Consider the following 18,212-nt stretch of genomic DNA (forward strand, 5'->3'; position numbering starts at 1 on the left):
AGGGGTGCGGCCGATTGTGCCGTCATCCAGCTGCCCAAAACTCGGGCCGGCCGTACTCGGCCTTGAGAAAATCCAGCCACAGCCGCACCCGCAGCGCCAGGTGCTTGCGCTGGGGAAACACTGCGTAGATGCCGTTGGGCGGCGCCGCGAATTCGTCGAGCAGCGGCACCAGCAGCCCGGCCTCGACCTCGGCTTCGATCTCCCAGCCGCTGCGCCAGGCGATGCCGTGCCCGGCCAGGCACCAGTCGTGCAGCACCTGGCCGTCGGAACAGTCGAGCGGGCCGGTCGGCTTCATGTGGACGGTCTCGGTCTCGCCCTGGGCCGACGTCACCCGAAATGCCCAGCCGCGGGTCTGCGAGGCGTCGCTCGACAAGGTCAGGCAGGCGAAGCGCGCCAGCTCCGACGGATGGCGCGGCGTGCCGTGGCGGCGCAGGAACTCGGGCGTGGCCACGCAGCGCCGACGGTTGTCGGCCAGGCGCAGGCTCACCAGCGAGGAGTCGGGCAGGTCGCCCACGCGCACCGCGCAGTCGAAGCTCTCCCCCGCGACGTCGACCACCCGGTCGCTCAGGTTGAGCGAGATCGTGACCTCCGGGTGCAGCGCGTGGAAGCGCGGCACCAGCGGCGCGACGTGCCGGCGCCCGAAGCCGGCCGGCGCCGTGACCCGCAGGTGGCCGCTGGCCTTGACGCCGCCCGCGCTGACGCTGGCCTCGGCGTTGGCGAACTCCGCCAGCAGGCGCTGGCAGTCCTCGAGGAAGGCGCTGCCTTCGTGGGTCAGCGTGAGGCGGCGCGTGGTGCGCAGCAGCAGCTTGACGCCCAGCCGCTCCTCCAGCGCATCGATGCGCCGTCCGATGATCGCCGGCGCCACGCCCTCAGCCTTGGCGGCCGCGGTAAGGCTGCCGCGGGTCGCGACCGAGACAAAGGATTCGAGTTGGGTGAGGCGGTCCATCGGTGGCGATTATGGGGAGCGCGGCCGCCCGCCAGCAGGAAATCCGATGTTTCGATACAATCAAGTTTCGAAACTATCTCGTTCCGTTATATTCATGACCACCGACACACCCCTGCCCACCCCCGGCCGCCCGCGCGATGCCGCGCTCGACGCGACCATCCTGCGCGCCGCCATGGAGATCCTGGGCGAGTCCGGCATCCATGCCGTGACCATGGACGCGGTGGCGCAGCGCGCGGGCGCGGGCAAGGCTTCGCTCTACCGGCGCTGGAAGTCCAAGGACGAACTGCTGGCCGACGCGCTCACGCTGCATTCGCCGATCGACGTCGAGGTCGACACCGGCTCGCTTCGCGGCGACCTGGCCAAGGTCTACGAGCACTACTACGGCCTGGGCAACCACGTGATGCAGGCCGCCGTGCAGGAGATGCTGGGCAACGTGCGCCAGCACATGGCCTGGACCGAGAAGGTCACGCCCGAACGGCTCACGGCGCGCCGCGCCAAGGTGCGCGCGCTGGTCGAGCGCGCGGTCGCGCGCGGCGAGATCGCGGCGCCGGAAGACATGGACATGCTGCTCGACCTGGTGCCGGCCATGATCCTGTACCGCTACAACACGCGCAACCAGAAGGTCAGCCGCGCCTCGATCGCGCGCTTCATCGACGGCCTGGTGCTGCCGTTGACGCGCGCGCCCGACAAGGACATGGCGAAGTGAGCGAGCAGGCCGTCGTCACCGCAGCGGCACCCGCGCCGGCCGCGCCCGAGGCCGCGCCCTACAGCGTGCGCGAAGGCGTCGCCTTCGGCGCGGTATCGCTGCTGCTCGCGCTCACGCAGGGGCTGGGCGTGAACCTGGTCAATTCGAACCTGACCGGCATCCAGGGCGCGCTCGGCGCCACGGCCACCGAGGCGAGCTGGCTCACCACCGCCTACTTCGCCACCAACATCACGGCCTCGCTGCTGCTGACCAAGGTGCGCTACCAGTACGGGCTGCGCCGCTTCGTCGACATCGTGATCCCGCTCTACCTGCTGCTGGCGGTGTCGCACCTGTTCGCGCAGCACCTGGGCTCGGCCATCCTGGTGCGCGCCGCGCTGGGCCTGGCCGCCGCGCCGATCAGCAGCCTGGCGGTGCTCTACATGGTGCAGGCCTTTCCCGCGCCCAAGGCGGTCGTCGCGCTGGTGGTCGGTTTCGCCGGGCTGCAGATCGGGGCGCCGCTGTCACGCATCATTTCCGAGGACCTGCTGCAGATCGGCCAGTGGCACGGCCTGCACTTCATCGACGCCGGCCTGGCCATCCTGTGCTTCGCCGCGATCAACGTGGTGCGGCTCAAGCCGATGCCCACGCAGCAGATGTTCGCCAAGGGGGACGGCATCGTCTTCACGCTCTACGCCGTGGCACTGGCGCTGCTGTGCGTGGTGCTGACGCAGGGCCGGCTGCACTGGTGGAGCGACACGCCCTGGCTCGGTCTGTGCCTGGCCGGCTCGGTGGTGTGCTTCGGGCTCTACATGGCGATCGAGCTGCAGCGCGAGAAGCCGCTGATCGACCTGCACTGGCTGGGCACGCCCTTCATGCTGCGCTTCATGGGCGCGATCCTGCTGTTCCGCATCGTGCTGTCGGAACAGACCGTGGGCGCAGTCGGCCTGATGAACACGCTGGGCTTCACCAACGACCAGATGCACGTGCTGTTCGCCTGGGTCACGGTGGGCACGGTGGTCGGCTTCCTCGCGGCCGCGCTGGCGATCCCGTCGAAGCGCTTCGACGTGCTGGGCGACATCGCGCTGGTGCTGATCATGGTGGCGGCCGTCATGGACGGGCGCTCGACCGTGCTCACGCGTCCGCACGACCTGTACCTCTCGCAGACGCTGCTGGCCGCGGCCAGTTCGATGTTCCTGGCCTCGGCCATGCTGCAGGGCTTCCTGCATGTGATCGCGGGCGGCATGAAGAACCTCGTGAGCTTCATCGCCATCTTTAGCGGCGGCCAGGCATTGGCCGGCCTGGTCGGCCAGGCCTGGCTGTCGACGCTGCTGGCCGAACGCCAGCGGCTGCACTACGCCCAGCTGGTCGAGCACCTGACGCTGACCGACCCGCAGGTGGTGCAGCGGCTCACGCAGCTCGGCGGCGCCTACGCCTCGACGCTCAACGACAGCGCCGCGCGCGCCAACCAGGCGCTCACGCTGCTGGGCCAGCAGGTCACGCAGCAGTCCTATGTCATGGCCTACAACGACCTGTTCCACACCGTGGCGCTGGTCTCCACGCTGGGCTTCCTCGTCTTCGCGGGCGTCAAGACGCACCGCTGGCACCGCGCCCGCAACACGGCACCGGCCGCGCCGCTCGCTCCTGTCTCTTCCTGATCGCCTCATCATGTCCTTCGCTTCCAAGACTCTCCGTTCGCGCAGCACCTGGATCGTGCTCGCCGCCACCCTGCTCTGCCTGGGCCTGGTGCTCTACGCCTGGCGCCTGCCGCCCTTCCGCACCGGCACCGAGACCACCGAGAACGCCTACGTGCGCGGCATGGTGACCCTCGTCGCGCCCAAGGTCGACGGCTATGTGGCCGAGGTGCTGATCCAGGACTACATGGCGGTGCAGGCCGGCCAGGTGCTGGTGAAGCTGGACGACCGCATCTACCGCCAGAAGCTCGAGCAGGCCCGCAGCGCGCTGGCCGCGCAGGAAGCCAACCTGGCCAACACCGTGCAGGCGCGCCGCTCACGCGAGGCCGCGATCGGCAACACGCAGGCGCAGATCGCGAACGCCAAGGCGCAGCAGGCCAACGCCCGCGCGCAGCTTGCGCGCGCCCAGGCCGACATGCGGCGCGCCACGCCGCTGGCGCAGGACGGCTCGCTGTCGCAGCGCGAACGCGACCAGACCGAGGCCGCGCTGCACCAGGCCGAGGCCACGCTCAAGCAGGCCGAGGCCGGCGCGGCGCAAGCGCAGGCCGGCCAGGCGGTCGCCACGCAGGACCTGCAGACCGTGGTGGTCAACCGCAGCGCAGTGGAAGCAGCGGTCGAATCGGCGCGCGCCGCGGTCAGGCTGGCCGAGATCGATCTCGACAACACGCAGATCCGCGCACCGCGCGACGGCCACGTGGGCGAGGTCGGCGTGAAGCTGGGCCAGTACGTGACGCCAGGCACGCAGCTGGTGGCGGTGGTGCCGCAGCAGGTGTGGGTGGTGGCGAACTTCAAGGAAGCGCAGACCGCGCGCATGGCGCCGGGCCAGGTGGCGCGCTTTCATGTCGATGCGTTGTCGGATGCAGCGCTGACCGGGCATGTCGAGCGCCTGTCGCCGGCCACCGGGTCGGAGTTCAGCGTGATCAAGCAGGACAACGCAACCGGTAACTTCACCAAGATCCCGCAGCGGCTGTCGGTGCGCATCGAGGTCGATCCGGACCAGGCACAGAGCGCACGCCTGCGCCCGGGCATGTCGGTGGTGGTGAGCGTCGACACGCGCTCGGCCCAGGGCGACGCCCCGAGGAGCACACCGTGACACGCCTCGCACTCATCGCCGCGGCCCTGAGCGCGACGCTCCTGCTGCAGGCCTGCGGCAGCGTGCCGGCCTCGCATGCGCTCGCGGCCGACGTGCCCGACGCATGGCAGCTGAGCACGCTGTCGACCTCGGCCACCACCGTGCAGTCCGGCTGGTGGCGCGCGCTCGGCGATCCTGTGCTCGACGGTCTGGTCGAACGCGCACTGGCCCGTAACACCGACCTGCGCAGCGCCGCCGCGCGCGTGGCCGAAGCCCGCGCGCTCAGCGACATGCAGCAGGCCGCCGCGCTGCCCACGCTGGACTTCGGCGTCGGCGCCAACCGCAGCCGCAGCATCAGCGCCGCCACCGGCAAGCCCTACCTGTCGACCGTGCTGCAGCCGCAGTTCCAGGCCGCCTACGAAGCCGACCTCTGGGGCCGCGTCGACGCGCTGGGCCAGGCCGCCGATGCGCAGCTGCAGGCCAGCGCCGCCGCCCGCGACAGCGCCGCGCTGAGCGTGGCCGCGACGGTGGTTTCGGGCTACGTCAACCTGCGCGCGCTCGATGCGCGCGTCGAGGTCGCGCGCCAGACGCTGGCGGCGCGCGCGTCGGCGCTGGACCTCGCGCGCTCGCGCCAGCAGCGCGGCTACACCTCGGCGCTGGAAACGCAGCAGAGCGAAGCCGAATACCGCGCGACCGCCGCCGTCGTGCCGCAGCTCGACCTGGCCATCCGCCGCCAGGAACATGCGCTGCGCCTGCTGACGGGCGACGCGCCCGCCCCCGTGGCACGCGGCCTGGCGCTGACCGCGCTGCGCATGGCCGCGCTGCCCTCGATCGGCGTGCCTTCGGAGCTGCTGCGCCGCCGCCCCGACATCGCGAGCGCCGAGGCGCAACTGGCCGCGACCGATGCGCAGATCGCCGCGGCGCGTGCGCAGCTGCTGCCGTCGATCCGGCTGTCGGCCACGCTGGGCAGCATCAGCTCGAGCGCACTCACCGGCGACCCGTTCAAGCTCTGGAGCCTGGGCGGCAGCGTGCTGGCCCCCTTGTTCGAGGGGGGCAGGCTGCGCGCGGGCGTGCGCGCAGCCGATGCACGGCGCGACCAGGCGCTGGCCGCTTACGAGAAAACCGTGCTCACCGCCTTCGGCGAGGTCGAGGACCAGCTGGCCGCGATCGACGAACTGGCGCGGCAGGCGGTCGAGGTCGAGGCCCAGCGCATGGCGCTGCAGGAGACGCTGCGCGTCGCGAGCAACCGCTACCGCGAGGGCTATGCCTCCCACCTCGACGAGCTCGATGCGCAGCGCAACCTGTTCAGCGCGCAGCAGACGGCGCTGCAACTGCGGGCGGACCAGCTTGCCGCCCGCATCGCGCTCGACCGTGCGCTGGGTGGTGGCTGGCAGACGGCGGATCGCGCGCAGGCCGTGCAGCGCACACCGTGAAGCCGCGCGCCGCGCGCTTCAGGCCTCGCGCGCGCAATCGCGCATCAACTCGCGCAGCCACTCGTGGGCAGGCGAATGGTCGGTGCGCGGATGCCACAGCATTCGCACGTCGAACAGCGGCAACTCCAGGGGCAGGTCGAACAGCGAGACCGCGGCCATGCGTGTCATGCGGCGTGCCAGGCGCGCCGGCACGCTCGCCACCATGTCGGAGGTTTCCAGCACGAAGGGCAGCGCGAGGAAACTGGGTTTGATCATCTGCACCCGGCGGCGCAGGCCGTAGGGCTCGAGCGCCGCATCGATCTGCACGTTGTAGATCTGCGCGGCCACCGGTTCGATCGTCATGTGCGGCAACGCGCAGAAGCCCGCCACGTCGAGCGTCTGGCCGAGCACCGGGTGGTCGCTGGCGCACAGGCCGAGGAAGCGGTCGGAAAACAGCTTGCAGCCCTTGAGGTAGTCGGGCGCGCCGGGAAAGTAGGTGAGGGCCAGGTCCAGCTCGCCAGCGGCCATCATCTCGCCGAAATGGTGGGGATTGGTCTGCAGCACGTGCAGCTTGACGCCCGGCGCTTCCCGTCGGATCCGGCGCATCACCGCCGGCATCATGAGCAGGTCGATGTAGTCGATCACGATCAGGCGGAAGGTCTGGACGGCGGTGGCCGGATCGAAGCGCGGCGGCTCCAGCACGCGCTCGAGCGCGGCGATGGCCTCCTGCACCCGCGGCCAGAGCAGCAACGCCAGTTCGGTCGGCATCCAGCCGGTCCCGGTGCGCATCAGCAGTTCGTCACCGAACAGGTCGCGCAGCTTGGCGAGCGACACGCTCATCGACGACTGGCCCATCTCGAGGCGTTCGGCCGCGCGGGTGACATGCCGCTCGCGCAGCAGCGCGTCGAAGGCGCGCAGCAGGTGGAGGTCGAGGTCCTGAAGCTTCATGGGACCGCATCTTGCCGCGACCGCAGCGCCCTGCGGTCGATCCGGCAACGGGAAAACCCGCATCCTCCATCACGAATCCGATGGCCGTCATCGAGGGCCGCGATTGCCGCGGGAGGGTCGACTGCCAATACTTGGCCGCTGCGTTCCACTTCCATAGAGAGACATTCCGATGGCCATCCCCCAGATCCGCGTCACACGCGAAGAGATGCGCAAGCGCGTCGCCTACTTCAAGGACCTCAAGGGCTTCGACGGCGGCCTGCCCGACAGCCGTTACCCGAGCGCGATGCGCAAGCTGTACAACGCGGTGGGCTTCCAGCCGCCAGCCGGCAAGGGCGGCGCCGACGTGGTGTCGCCGGTGGGTGCGCAGGCCGCGGAGAACGCCGCGATCCGCATCAGCGAGGGCTTCAACCTCGGCTTCTGCGAAGCCAAGCCGGGCAACGGGCCGATGATGCACAACCACGACACCAACGAGACCTTCATGCCGCTGACCGGTACCTGGCGCTGCTCGTGGGAGCTCGACGGCAAGGACGAGTACTTCGACGTCGGCCCCTGGGACATCTGCTCCTTCCCGCCGGGCGTGAACCGTCGCTTCGAGAACGTGACGCACGGCGAGCCGGACAAGACCCACTTCCTGATGTTCGTCATCGGCGGCAACGCGCCGGAAGCCGACTTCACCGAGAAGGCCAAGACGACGCTGCGCGAAGAGGGCTACCTGGCGTGACCGAAGCGGACACCTACGCGGCGCCGGCGCCTCTGCGGGCTTACGCCGCGCGCACGCCGCTGCGGCATTTCACCGACGGCGAAGGCGCGCCCTGGCAAGTCCGCGACAACGGCCGTGCGGGCACGGCGCAACCGCTCGTGCTGCTGCCGGGCGCCCTGGGCGACGGCAGCACGGCATGGCGCGTGGCCGAAGCCTTCGATGCGGAGCGGCGCGTGATCGCCGTCACCTACCCGGGCGGCTTCGACCCGGCGCAGCTGGCCGACGGACTCGCTGCCTTGCTGCGCCACCTCGAGACCGGCCCTGTGGCGCTGTGGGGTTCGTCGTACGGCGCCTGGTGGGCGCAGACCTTCGCCGCCCGGTACCCGGCGCAGGTCGTGGCGCTGTGGCTCGGCAACACCTTCGTGGACGGCGCCGACGTGGCGCACTCGCCGCTCTTCGAGGCCGCCTGGCTCGACGCGGCGCCGAGCGCCGAGGTGATCGACCGCTGGCACACGGCGTTGGCCGCGCGGCCGGACGATCCGCTGCGCGCCGTGCAATTGCACATGCTGCACCACGGCCTGCCGGCCGAAGCCTTCCACCAGCGGCTGCGGCAAGTGGCGCACGCGGCGGCGCACGCGGCAGTGCCCCGGATCGCCAACACCGTGGTGTGCGACTGCGAAGACGACCCGACCCTCACCCCACAGGTGCGTGCGCGCGTGCGGGCACGCCATCCCGATGCGCGGCATCTGACGCTGGCGAGCGGCGGGCACTACCCGCACATCGTCGCGGCAGAACCCCTGATCGCCGCGATGCGCACCTGGCTGGCCTGAGTCCCCCGAACAGCACCCCACGATCCCAACGAGAGCACCCCATGCCCCATCTCCTTTCCCGCCGCACTGCCCTCGGCCACTTCGGTGCCGCTGCCGCAGCGGCCGTGGCCACGCCCCTGTTCGCGCAGGGCCAGTGGCCCGACCGGCCGATCAAGGTCATCGTGCCCTTCGCGGCCGGCGTGTCGCCCGACGTGGTGACGCGCATCATCAGCGAGCCGCTCGGCCGCGCGCTGGGCCAGCCGATCGTCATCGACAACCGCGCCGGCGCGGCCGGCATCATCGGCGCCGAGGTCGCGGCCAAGAGCCCGGGCGACGGCTACACGCTGTTCATGACGGTCAATTCGATCATGGGCGTCAACCCCAACGTCTACACCAAGCTGCCCTATGACACCTTCCGCGATTTCGCGCCGGTGACGCAAGTGGCGCTGGTGCCCTACGTGCTGATCACCGGGCCGAACCAGCCCGACGCCAGCCTGAAGGACCTCATCGCCCGCGCCAAGGCCAAGCCCGGCTCGGTCGACTACGGGTCGCTGGGCATCGGTTCCGGGCCGCACGTGGTGATGGAGATGATGAACAACATGGCGGGCATCCAGATGGTCCATGTCCCCTACAAGGGCAGCCCGCTGTCCGACGTGATGGCCGGGCAGATGCCGCTCGCCTTCGAGCCGGCGACGACGGCGATCCCGCTGATCAAGAGCGGCAAGCTGCGCGCGCTGGCGGTCACCAGCAAGAAGCGCAGCACGGCGCTGCCCGACGTTCCCGCCGTGGCCGAGCTGCTGCCGGGCTACGACGGCGACGGCTGGCAAGGCTTCTACGTGCCGGCGGCGACGCCGAAGGACATCGTCGCGCGCTTCAACACCGAGATCGTCAAGGTGCTGGGCCTGCCCGAGGTCCAGCGCAAGCTGATCGACCTGGGGCTGCAGCCCGTCGGCAACTCGATCGAGGCTTTCGCCAAGGTGTCGCGCGACGAATACGCGAAGTGGGGAAAGATCGCGAAGGCCAACAACATCCGCATCGAGAGCTAAGCCGCCGAACCGCCGGCCTTCAGGGCAGCGATGTCCGCATCCCCATAGCCCGCTTCGCGCAGCAGCGCGTCGGTGTGCTCACCGAGCAGCGGCGGCTGCAGCCGGATGCCGGGCCGCTGGCCGCCCAGCGTGAACGGCATCAGGGGCACCTTCGATTCGCTGCCGTCGTTCATGCGCACGGGGGCCAGGCCGCCGGTCGCGTTGAGGTGCGGATCGTCGAACAGGTCCTGCGGCTTGACGATCGGCGCAAAGGGCAGTTCGTTGTGCTCGAACACCGCACTCAGTTCAGCGGCGCTGCGCGAGGCCAGGTGCGATCGCAGGATCGGCATCATCCATTCGCGTGCGCGCACGCGGTCGTTGTTGGTCGCGAGCCGCGGGTCGGCGTGCATCTCGGCGAGGCCGAAGGCCTTGCAGAAGATGGCCCACTGCTTGTCGCTCACCACGGCCAGGAAGATCTGCTCGCCGCCCTGCACCGTGAACACGTCGTAGATGCCCCAGGCCGAGATGCGGCTGGGCATCGGGTCGGCGGCCTTGCCGGTGGCGGCGAACTGCATCATGTGCTGGGCCACCAGGAAGATGTTGTTCTCGAACAGCGCCGACTGCACCTCGCAACCTTCGCCGGTCTGTTCGCGCTGGCGCAGTGCGGCCATGGCGCCGATGGCGCCGAACATGCCGCCCATGATGTCGTTCACGCTGGTGCCCGCACGCAGCGGGTCACCGGCGCGTCCGGTCATGTAGGCCAGGCCGCCCATCATCTGCACCACTTCGTCGAGCGCGGTGCGGTGGTCGTAGGGGCCGGGCAGGAAGCCCTTGTGGCTCACGTAGATCAGGCGCGGGTTGAGCTGCTTGAGCGTCTCGTAGTCCAGGTCCAGCTTCTTCATCGTGCCGGGCTTGAAGTTCTCGCTCACGATGTCGGCGCTGGCGATGAGCTTGAGCGCCGCCGCCACGCCTTCGGGCTTCTTCAGGTCGAGCGCGATGCTTTTCTTGTTGCGGTTGAAGGTGGGAAAGAAGCCGGCGCCCGAGCCCAGCAATCGGCGTGTGTCGTCACCGGCGATCGGCTCGACCTTGATGACCTCGGCGCCCAGGTCGCCCAGCAGCATGCCGCAGGTCGGGCCCATGACCATGTGGGTGAATTCGACGACGCGGATGCCCGCATAGGGCAGGGGTGGAGCATGGGACATGGGTGAGCCTGAGACGCTGGAAAAGCGCTATTTTCGGGGCGATCGGCAGCCGGCGCGGCGTGCGGCATCCCTCTTGACAGGGATGAAAACCATAAGGGGCGCTGATGCTTGGGAGCGCAAACGTCAGGGTCGCGCCAGGACGTCGGAGCGCAGCAGCCCCAGGTGCTTCTTCAGCGTGTCGAAGACCTGGCGCGTGACCGGGTTGACGACGTGGCTGCGCACGTAGAGGTAATAGACGAGGTCGGGCAGGCGCGGCATGCCGTCGCCCGGCCCGAGCACGCGCAGGCCGGCATCGAGCTGCTCGACGCCGCGCGCCGTCACGCCCAGGCCTGCGCGCAGGGCGGCCTTGATGCCGATCAGGCTCGAGGAGGTGTAGCGCGGCGTCCAGGCGATGCCGGCGGCGTCCAGCGCCTCGTGGCCGATGCGGCGAAAGATGCTCGGACCGTCCGCCATGATCAGCGGCACCGGCTTGGCCGGATCGTGCAGGTAGCCTGCGCCGCACAGCCACACGGTCGGCGAGGTCCGCAGCACCACGCCTTCGAGCTGCGGATCGCTGCGATTGGAGATGATCATGTCGAGCTCGCCGCTCTGGATGGATTTCATGAGGAAGGGACTGCGGCCGATGTGGATGTCGAGCTGCAGCAGGGGCGAGTTGCGCGCGATCTCGGTCAGCAGCAGCGGCAGCATGGTGTCGGCCACGTCGTGCGGCGCGCCGATGCGCAGCACGCCTTCGAGCTGACCCTGCTGCAGGCTGCGCAGGGCCTCGTCGTTGATCGCCAGCAGGTGGCGGGCGTAGACGAGCAGCCGCTGCCCATGGTCGGTGAGGCGCTTGTTGCGGCCGTGCTTCTCGAACAGCGGATGGCCGATCTGCTCCTCCAGGCGCTGCATCTGCTGCGTGACGGCCGACTGCGTCTTGCCCAGATGCACCGCCGCGGCGGCGAAGCCGTCGTGCGCCACGATGGCGGCAAGCGCGCGCAGCAGTTCGAGATCGAGTGTGCTCATTGATTAACTTTACTGATGTTTTCCGTGCCGCAGATGGATTGTTCGAACGGACGGTCGTCACTAAAGTGAAGTCCAGGCGAATCAAACCGACACGAATTCCGAAGGAGCCATTTCCATGACCGCGACCCCCTCTTCCCTTGCCGACGAACGCCAGCAGGCGGTGCAATCTGCCATCGCGCAAATGAAGGACACGCTGCGGGGCGGCGAGGCGACCCGCGACACGCTGGTCCCGGTGCTGGACGCGCTGCTGCAACTCGCCGCGCGGAAGCCGCTTTGGCAGGAAGACAGCTTCCAGGCGCCCGCGGCCGGCGAGCATCAGGCGCGCTACCTGATCGCCGAGGACGCCGACCAGAGCTTCGCGCTCTATCTCAACGTGATGCGGCCCGGCAAGCGCATCGTGCCGCACAACCACACGACCTGGGCCTGCATCGCAGCGGTCGAAGGCACCGAACACAACCGCGTCTACGAGCGGCTTGACGACGGCACGGTGCCCGGCGTGGGCCGGCTGCGGGAGACCGCGTGCGTGGTCGTCGCGCCCGGCACCGGCATCGCGCTGATGCCCGAGGACATCCATTCGGTGGAAATCCAGGGCGACCAGGTGATCCGCCATCTCCACATGTACGGCCGGGCGCTGGAAACGCTGAACGCGCGCACCGGCTACGACCTGGACGCCGGCACCTGCCAGACCATGGGCATCGGCGTGCAGACGCGCCGCTAGCCCGCCGCGGCGGCCGCCGCATGTCCACGCCTCCACACAAGCTCTGCTGCGACGGCACCCCGTGCCGCGGCGGCAGCGACCGCGCACGCCGGTCGCACACCCACCCACCCAGCCCCTTCTCCGCATGACGACCTACCTGTCCCCCTCCACCCTGAAATCCTGGCTGCACGACGGGCAAGAGATCGCGCTGCTCGACGTGCGCGAGCATGGCCAGTACGGCGAAGCGCACCTGTTCTATGCGGTGCCGCTGCCCTACAGCCGGCTGGAGATCGACGCGCCACGGCTGGTGCCGCGCCGCAGCGTGCGCCTGGTGGTCTACGACGCGGGCGACGACAGCACGCCCCAGGTGGCCGAGCGTGCCGCCGCGCGGCTGGAGGCACTGGGCTACACCCAGGTGCGGGTGCTCGAAGGCGGCACGCGCGCATGGAAGGCGGCGGGCTTCGTTCTGTTCGCGGGCGTGAACCTCCCCTCCAAGACCTTCGGCGAACTCGCCGAGCAGACGTACCACACGCCCCGCATCGGGGCCGACCGCCTGGCGCAGATGCTGGCGCAGGGCGAACCCGTGGCGGTACTCGACGGCCGCCCGCTGTCCGAGTTCCACAAGATGAACATCCCGGGCGCCACCTGCTGCCCCAACGGCGAACTGGCCTGGCGGGTGTCGACGCTGGTGCCCGACGCCACGATGCCCATCGTCGTCAACTGCGCGGGACGCACGCGCAGCATCATCGGCGCGCAGACGCTCATCAACCTGGGCGTGCCCAACCCGGTCTACGCACTGGAGAACGGCACGCAGGGCTGGTACCTCGCGGACCACCGGCTGGCACACGGCGGTACCCAGGGCTACGCCGTGGACTCGGGCAGCCCCGCACTGAAGCCGGCCGCCGAGGCGCTCGCGCGGCGCTTCGACGTGCCGCAGGTGGATGCGTCCACCGTCCGCGACTGGGCCGCCGACCCGCAGCGCACGCTGTTCCTGTGCGACGTGCGCACGCCCGAGGAGTTCGCCGCGGGCAGCCTGCCGGCGGCACAGCACACGCCGGGCGGTCAGCTGATGCAGGCCGGCGACCAGTACGTCGGCGTGCGCGGCGCACGCCTGGTGCTGATCGACGACGACGGTGTGCGCGCGCCCACGGTGGCGAGCTGGCTGCGCCAGATGGGCCACGATGCCAGCGTGCTCGCGGGCGGGCTGGCCAGCGGCCTGGCGTTCCCGCCGGCCGATGCGCCGCAGCCGCCGACGCTGGCCGGCATCGACGCTGCGACCCTGGCCGCGCGCCTGCACCGCGACGAGGTGGCGCTGGTCGACCTGCGCCCCGGCATGGCCTTCCGTGCGGCGCACATCCCGCAGGCGCGGTGGTCGATCCGGCCCGCGCTGGCCTCCCTGCTGCAGCACGAGACGCGACCGGTCGTGCTGGTCGCCGACACGCCGGCGCTCGCCGCGTGGGCCGCCACCGAATGGCCGGCCGGGCGCCCCGCGCCGCTGCTGCTCGACGGCGGCATGGCGGCCTGGCGCGAAGGCGGACGGCCCGTGGTCGCGAGCCCGGACACGCCGCCGGATGCGCAGTGCATCGACTACCTGTTCTTCGTGCACGACCGGCACGACGGCAACAAGGAGGCCGCGCGCCGCTACCTGGCCTGGGAAACCGGCCTGGTCGCGCAGCTCGACGCCGACGAACTCGCCGGCTTCCGGCTGCCGGCTGCATCGGCCTAGATCTCGCTTGCGCCATTCCCGTTTCCCGCTCTCCGTCTCTTCCACTTTCAGGAGTTTCGCCATGCCTTCCGTGCTTCGTGTGCTTCGTCTTCCGTCCTTGCTGCAATGGGCGGCCATCGCTGGCTGCGCCGCCTCCTTCATGCTGCCTGTCGCGTCCGCCGAGCCGCTGCCGCAGCGCAACGGCTTCCCGTCGCAGCCGATCCGCTTCATCTCGCCCTTCCCGCCAGGCGGCGGCAACGACGGCACCACACGCTTCGTCACCACCCGGCTGTCGGAGGTGACGGGCCAGTCGGCGGTGGTGGAAAACCGCGGCGGCGCGGGCGGCAACATCGGCGCCAAGGCCGTCGCCGAAGCCAAGGCGGATGGCTACACCGTGCTCACGGCCCAGGTGTCGCTGATGGCGGTCAACCCGAGCCTCTATGCCTCGGCCGGCTTCGACCCGCTGAAGAACTTCGTGCCGATCACCCAGATCAACGCCGCGCCGCTGGCGCTGGTGGTGGCGGCCGAATCGCCGTACAAGACCTTCGCCGATCTGGCGGCGCGCACCAAGAGCCATCCGGGCACCGTGACCTATGCGACGCCCGGCAACGGCACCCTGTCGCACCTGGTCGGCGTGGTGCTCGGCAAGGACAGCGGCATCGAGATGACGCACGTGCCCTACAAGGGCGCGGGGCCGGCCATCACGGACCTGCTGGGCCGCCAGGTGGACGTGCTCGTGAGCTCCACCGCATCGGTCGCCGGCATGCTGCAGAACGGCAAGATGCGCGCCCTCGCCGTCACCAGCCCGCGCCGCATCGGCGTGTTCGCGAAAGTGCCGACGCTGGAAGAACTCGGCTACCCGAACACCCGCTTCGAGGACTGGTACGGCTTCTTCGCGCCCGCCGGCACGCCGCCGGAACGCGTGGCTTACCTCAACGAAGCGCTGGTGCGCACGCTGCGTATGCCCGATGTCAGCCGGCTGATCACCGACGGCGGCAGCGAGGTGGTCGCCGGCACGGCCGACGCCTTTGCCGCCCAGCTGCAGCAGGACATCGTCCGCTGGGCGCGCGTGGTGAAGCTGTCGGGCGCGAAGATCGACTGACCCGGCACGAGCGACCATGAATGCCCCGTCCCCCACAGCGCCCGGCCTGGGCTTGCAGACCCGCCTGCTGCACGCGGGCAAGGCGCCCGCCTATGCCGGCGGCAGCGCGGTCAACCCACCACTGGTGCGCGCCAGCACCGTGCTGTTCGACAGCGTCGCGGCGCAGCGCGAGATGCGGGCGCGCCGCGGCGACGAGCGCCTGTTCACCTACGGCGCGCGCGGCACGCCGACCACCTTCGCGCTCGAGGATGCGGTCACCGAACTCGAAGGCGGCTTTCGCACCCGGCTGTTCCCGACCGGCCTGGCGGCCGTCGGCATGACGCTGCTGGCCTACCTGAAGCCCGGCGACCACGTGCTGATGTCGGACAGCGTCTACGAGCCCGTGCGCAGGCTGGCGGACGACTTCCTCGCGTCCTACGGCATCGGCTGCACCTTCTTCCGCGCCGACGGCAGCGACGTGGCGGAACTGCTCACGCCCGCGACGCGCATGGTCTACGCCGAATGCCCGGGTTCGCTGGTCTACGAGATGTGCGATGTGCCCCGCCTGGCCGCGCTCGCCCACGCGCACGGCGCCTGGCTCGCGGCGGACAACACCTGGGGCTCGGGCTGCCAGTACCGGCCGCTCGCCCTGGGTGCCGACATCTCCATCATGGCCGCGACCAAGTACCTGTCGGGTCACTCGGACGTGATGATGGGCACCGTGTGCACCACACGCGAGGCCTGGGAACCGCTGGCGCGGCGCAGCGACACGTTCGGCATGACGGTCAGCCCGGACGATGCCTGGCTGGTGCTGCGCGGCATGCGCACCCTGTCGGCGCGGCTGCAGATGCACGAGCGCCACGCGCTGCAGGTCGCCGCCTGGCTGCAGTCGCGGCCGGAAGTCGCGACCGTGTTCTGCCCCGCGCTGCCGACGCATCCGGGCCACGCGCTGTGGCTGCGCGATGCCGACGGCACCAACGGGCTGCTGTCTTTCGAGCTGCAGCCGCAGATCTCGTCGCTGGCGGCCGAACGGCTGGTGGACAGCCTGTCGCTGTTCGGCATCGGTGCTTCCTGGGGTGGCTTCGAGAGCCTCGCCATCCTGGTCGACATGACCCGCGCCCGCAGCCGCGCGGACTGGCAGGGGCGCGGACCGGTGGTCCGCCTGCACGTGGGACTGGAAGACCCGGCGGACCTGCTGGCCGACCTGGACGCGGGCTTCGCCGCGATGCAGGGCGCCAGCCTGGGCGCCCGATGACCCTGCTGTCCGCCGCAGCGCCGGCGCAGCGCCGGTTCGAGCGCGCCCGCACGCTCTGGCCGGGCATTGCCGTGGCGACGATGGCGATGCTGTCGGCCACCTTCATGGCCGAGCACTACGGCGGCCCGCTGCTGCTGTATGCGCTGCTGATCGGGCTGGCCCTGCATTTCCTCTACGACGACGGCCGCTGCCGGCCCGGCATCGACTTCTGCACCCGCACCGTGCTGCGCGTCGGCGTGGCGCTGCTGGGCGCGCGCATCACGCTGGGGCAGGTGGCGCAGCTCGGGCTCGGGCCCTTCTGCGTGGCCGTCGCGGGCATCGTGAGCACCATCGGCCTGGGCGGCTGGCTGGCGCGGCGCATGGGACTCAAGACCGATTTCGGCCTGCTGTCGGGTGCTGCGGTTTCCATCTGCGGCGCCTCGGCCGCGCTGGCGGTGTCGGCCGTGATGCCCAAGTCGGAGGAGAACGAGCGCCACATGCTGCTGACCGTGGTCGGCGTGACGGCACTCTCCACGCTGGCGATGGTGTTCTATCCACCGCTGGCGCGGCTGCTGGACCTGCCCGACGCGGCGGCGGGCATCTTCCTTGGCGGCACCATCCACGACGTGGCGCAGGTGGTCGGCGCCGGCGCGATGATCTCGCAGGAGGCGGCCGAAGCGGCAATCATCGTCAAACTGCTGCGCGTGCTGCTGCTGGTGCCGGTGGTGGCCGTGCTGGCGCTGTGCTGGCGGCGTCAGGGCCTGCAGGCGGCCGGCGCGGGACCGGCAGGGTCGCAGCCGGCGCCCCGACCGCCGCTGGTCCCGCTGTTCCTGGGCTGCTTCATCGCACTGGTCGTGCTCAACAGCGCGGGCGGCGTGCCCGCGGCCGCCGGCCGTCTGTTGAGCGACATGTCGCGCGTCTGCCTGGTCGTCGCGATCGCGGCCCTGGGCATGAAGACCTCGCTGGCCCGGCTGATGGGCCTGGGCTGGCGGCCGCTGGCATTGATGCTGATCGAAACCGTGTGGCTCGCCGGCCTCGTGTTGGTCTACCTGGCGCTGGCCTGAGCGCTCGCATCAGGGCCGAAGCCCTTGGGCAGGCCCGCCTCGGGCGTCATGCCGTACACCGGCTCGCCGGGCAGGCCGGCCATGAGCGGCGCGCGCGCCGCGATCAGCTTCCGCAGATCGATGCCGGTGCGCACGCCCATGGCCTCGAACATGAAGACCAGGTCTTCGGTGACCACGTTGCCCGATGCGCCCGGCGCGTAGGGACAACCGCCCAGGCCGCCGAGCGAGGCATCGAAGGTGCGCACGCCTTCTTCGTAGGCCGCCAGGCAGTTGGCCAGGCCCAGGCCGCGCGTGTTGTGCATGTGCGCGGCACCGGCCTTGGGGCCGAGTTCGGCGCGCAGCCGGCGGAACAGCCGGCGCACCTGGGCCGGGTTGGCATAGCCCACGGTGTCGGACAGGCCGGCTTCGTCGGCGCCGGCCTCGATGCATTGCACCGCGAGACGGATCACCTCGTCCTCCGGCACCTCGCCCTGCAGCGTGCAGCCGAAGGCGGTCGACAGGCCGGCCTCGAAGCCGACCTGCGGCGCGAGGGTGCGGCGCAGGTCGGCAATGGCGCGCACTTCCTCGACCATCTGTGCGCGCGTCTTGCGCACGTTGGCCAGCGAATGCGCCTCGCTGGCCGACACCGGCACGGTGAGCTTGTGCACGCCCGCGGCCAACGCGGCTTCGGCACCCCGCAGGTTGGGCACCAGCGCCATCACCGTGAGGCCGGGCAGCGTGATCGCATGGCGCACCACCTCGGCGGCATCGGCCATCTGCGGCAGCAGCCGCGCCGGCACGAAGGAAGCGACCTCGATCTCGCGCACACCGGCGGCGTGCAGCGCATCGATCCAGCGCAGCTTGTCGACCGTCGGCATCGTGGCATGGACGGACTGCAGTCCGTCGCGAGGGCCGACCTCGCTGATCAGCACCTCAGGCTGGGGCATGGGACATCCGTGG

At 70.5% G+C, this 18,212-nt stretch carries 17 protein-coding genes; 12 read left to right on the forward strand and 5 right to left on the reverse strand.

The window, feature by feature from the left end; genetic code table 11:
• Nucleotides 1-22: 22 nt before the first annotated feature.
• Nucleotides 23-946, reverse strand: a complete 924-nt coding sequence (locus ACSFBC_RS22220; RefSeq protein WP_435512509.1) for a LysR family transcriptional regulator — start codon at nt 944-946, stop codon at nt 23-25.
• 94 nt (nt 947-1,040) lie between these two features.
• Between ACSFBC_RS22220 and ACSFBC_RS22225 the strand changes: the two genes are divergently transcribed.
• Genes ACSFBC_RS22225 through ACSFBC_RS22240 form a run of 4 tightly spaced genes read left to right on the forward strand, consistent with a single transcriptional unit; the run spans nt 1,041 to nt 5,827 of the window.
• Nucleotides 1,041-1,652, forward strand: a complete 612-nt coding sequence (locus tag ACSFBC_RS22225) for a TetR/AcrR family transcriptional regulator (protein WP_435512510.1) — start codon at nt 1,041-1,043, stop codon at nt 1,650-1,652.
• Nucleotides 1,649-3,286, forward strand: coding sequence for an MFS transporter (locus ACSFBC_RS22230; RefSeq protein ID WP_435512511.1), 1,638 nt, complete (start codon nt 1,649-1,651; stop codon nt 3,284-3,286). The genes ACSFBC_RS22225 and ACSFBC_RS22230 overlap by 4 nt, the downstream gene beginning before the upstream one ends.
• Nucleotides 3,287-3,296: 10 nt before the next feature.
• Entirely contained in the window at nt 3,297-4,415 is a 1,119-nt protein-coding gene (locus ACSFBC_RS22235; RefSeq protein ID WP_435512512.1) for an HlyD family secretion protein, read from the forward strand.
• The gene (locus ACSFBC_RS22240; RefSeq protein ID WP_435512513.1) at nt 4,412-5,827 is read left to right on the forward strand and encodes an efflux transporter outer membrane subunit; all 1,416 of its coding nucleotides are present in this window, start codon (nt 4,412-4,414) and stop codon (nt 5,825-5,827) included. Before ACSFBC_RS22235 ends, ACSFBC_RS22240 begins: the two co-directional genes overlap by 4 nt.
• Nucleotides 5,828-5,845: 18 nt before the next feature.
• Here ACSFBC_RS22240 and ACSFBC_RS22245 read toward each other — a convergent pair whose 3' ends face one another.
• Nucleotides 5,846-6,754 carry a LysR family transcriptional regulator gene (locus tag ACSFBC_RS22245; protein ID WP_435512514.1) on the reverse strand — a complete coding sequence of 303 codons (909 nt, stop codon included), beginning with the start codon at nt 6,752-6,754 and terminating at the stop codon, nt 5,846-5,848.
• 169 nt (nt 6,755-6,923) lie between these two features.
• Here ACSFBC_RS22245 and ACSFBC_RS22250 point away from each other — a divergent pair, with 169 nt between their 5' ends.
• From ACSFBC_RS22250 to ACSFBC_RS22260, 3 genes are read left to right on the forward strand one after another with little or no spacing between them, the layout of a single operon-like run.
• Complete coding sequence (locus tag ACSFBC_RS22250; RefSeq protein ID WP_435512515.1) at nt 6,924-7,475, forward strand: cupin domain-containing protein; 552 nt, start codon at nt 6,924-6,926, stop codon at nt 7,473-7,475.
• Nucleotides 7,472-8,284 carry an alpha/beta fold hydrolase gene (locus ACSFBC_RS22255; RefSeq protein WP_435512516.1) on the forward strand — a complete coding sequence of 271 codons (813 nt, stop codon included), beginning with the start codon at nt 7,472-7,474 and terminating at the stop codon, nt 8,282-8,284. The genes ACSFBC_RS22250 and ACSFBC_RS22255 overlap by 4 nt, the downstream gene beginning before the upstream one ends.
• A gap of 41 nt (nt 8,285-8,325) precedes the next feature.
• Complete coding sequence (locus tag ACSFBC_RS22260; RefSeq protein ID WP_435512517.1) at nt 8,326-9,309, forward strand: tripartite tricarboxylate transporter substrate binding protein; 984 nt, start codon at nt 8,326-8,328, stop codon at nt 9,307-9,309.
• Here ACSFBC_RS22260 and ACSFBC_RS22265 read toward each other — a convergent pair.
• Together ACSFBC_RS22265 and ACSFBC_RS22270 are read right to left on the reverse strand one after the other, a co-directional pair.
• On the reverse strand, nt 9,306-10,490 hold the full coding sequence (locus ACSFBC_RS22265; protein ID WP_435512518.1) for a CaiB/BaiF CoA transferase family protein: 1,185 nt from the start codon (nt 10,488-10,490) through the stop codon (nt 9,306-9,308). The genes ACSFBC_RS22260 and ACSFBC_RS22265 overlap by 4 nt on opposite strands.
• Before the next feature lie 123 nt (nt 10,491-10,613).
• Complete coding sequence (locus ACSFBC_RS22270) at nt 10,614-11,492, reverse strand: LysR substrate-binding domain-containing protein (protein ID WP_435512519.1); 879 nt, start codon at nt 11,490-11,492, stop codon at nt 10,614-10,616.
• A gap of 115 nt (nt 11,493-11,607) precedes the next feature.
• Between ACSFBC_RS22270 and ACSFBC_RS22275 the strand changes: the two genes are divergently transcribed.
• The 5 genes from ACSFBC_RS22275 (at nt 11,608) to ACSFBC_RS22295 (ending at nt 17,273) form a co-directional block, all read left to right on the forward strand.
• Nucleotides 11,608-12,210, forward strand: coding sequence for a cysteine dioxygenase family protein (locus ACSFBC_RS22275; protein WP_435512520.1), 603 nt, complete (start codon nt 11,608-11,610; stop codon nt 12,208-12,210).
• Nucleotides 12,211-12,334: 124 nt separating this feature from the next.
• Complete coding sequence (locus ACSFBC_RS22280) at nt 12,335-13,915, forward strand: rhodanese-like domain-containing protein (RefSeq protein WP_435512521.1); 1,581 nt, start codon at nt 12,335-12,337, stop codon at nt 13,913-13,915.
• Nucleotides 13,916-14,054: 139 nt separating this feature from the next.
• A complete protein-coding gene (locus ACSFBC_RS22285; protein ID WP_435512705.1) occupies nt 14,055-14,996 on the forward strand; it encodes a Bug family tripartite tricarboxylate transporter substrate binding protein in 942 nt (313 codons plus the stop codon).
• A gap of 16 nt (nt 14,997-15,012) precedes the next feature.
• Entirely contained in the window at nt 15,013-16,230 is a 1,218-nt protein-coding gene (metC, locus tag ACSFBC_RS22290; protein ID WP_435512522.1) for a cystathionine beta-lyase, read from the forward strand.
• A complete protein-coding gene (locus tag ACSFBC_RS22295) occupies nt 16,227-17,273 on the forward strand; it encodes a YeiH family protein (RefSeq protein ID WP_435512523.1) in 1,047 nt (348 codons plus the stop codon). Before metC ends, ACSFBC_RS22295 begins: the two co-directional genes overlap by 4 nt.
• Here the strand turns inward: ACSFBC_RS22295 and ACSFBC_RS22300 are convergent.
• The gene (locus ACSFBC_RS22300) at nt 17,255-18,199 is read right to left on the reverse strand and encodes a hydroxymethylglutaryl-CoA lyase (RefSeq protein WP_435512524.1); all 945 of its coding nucleotides are present in this window, start codon (nt 18,197-18,199) and stop codon (nt 17,255-17,257) included. The two genes, ACSFBC_RS22295 and ACSFBC_RS22300, sit on opposite strands and share 19 nt — an antisense overlap.
• Nucleotides 18,200-18,212: the final 13 nt, after the last annotated feature.

Source organism: Variovorax frigidus (genome assembly GCF_051216515.1).
In the GTDB taxonomy this organism is placed as follows: Bacteria; Pseudomonadota; Gammaproteobacteria; order Burkholderiales; family Burkholderiaceae_C; genus Variovorax.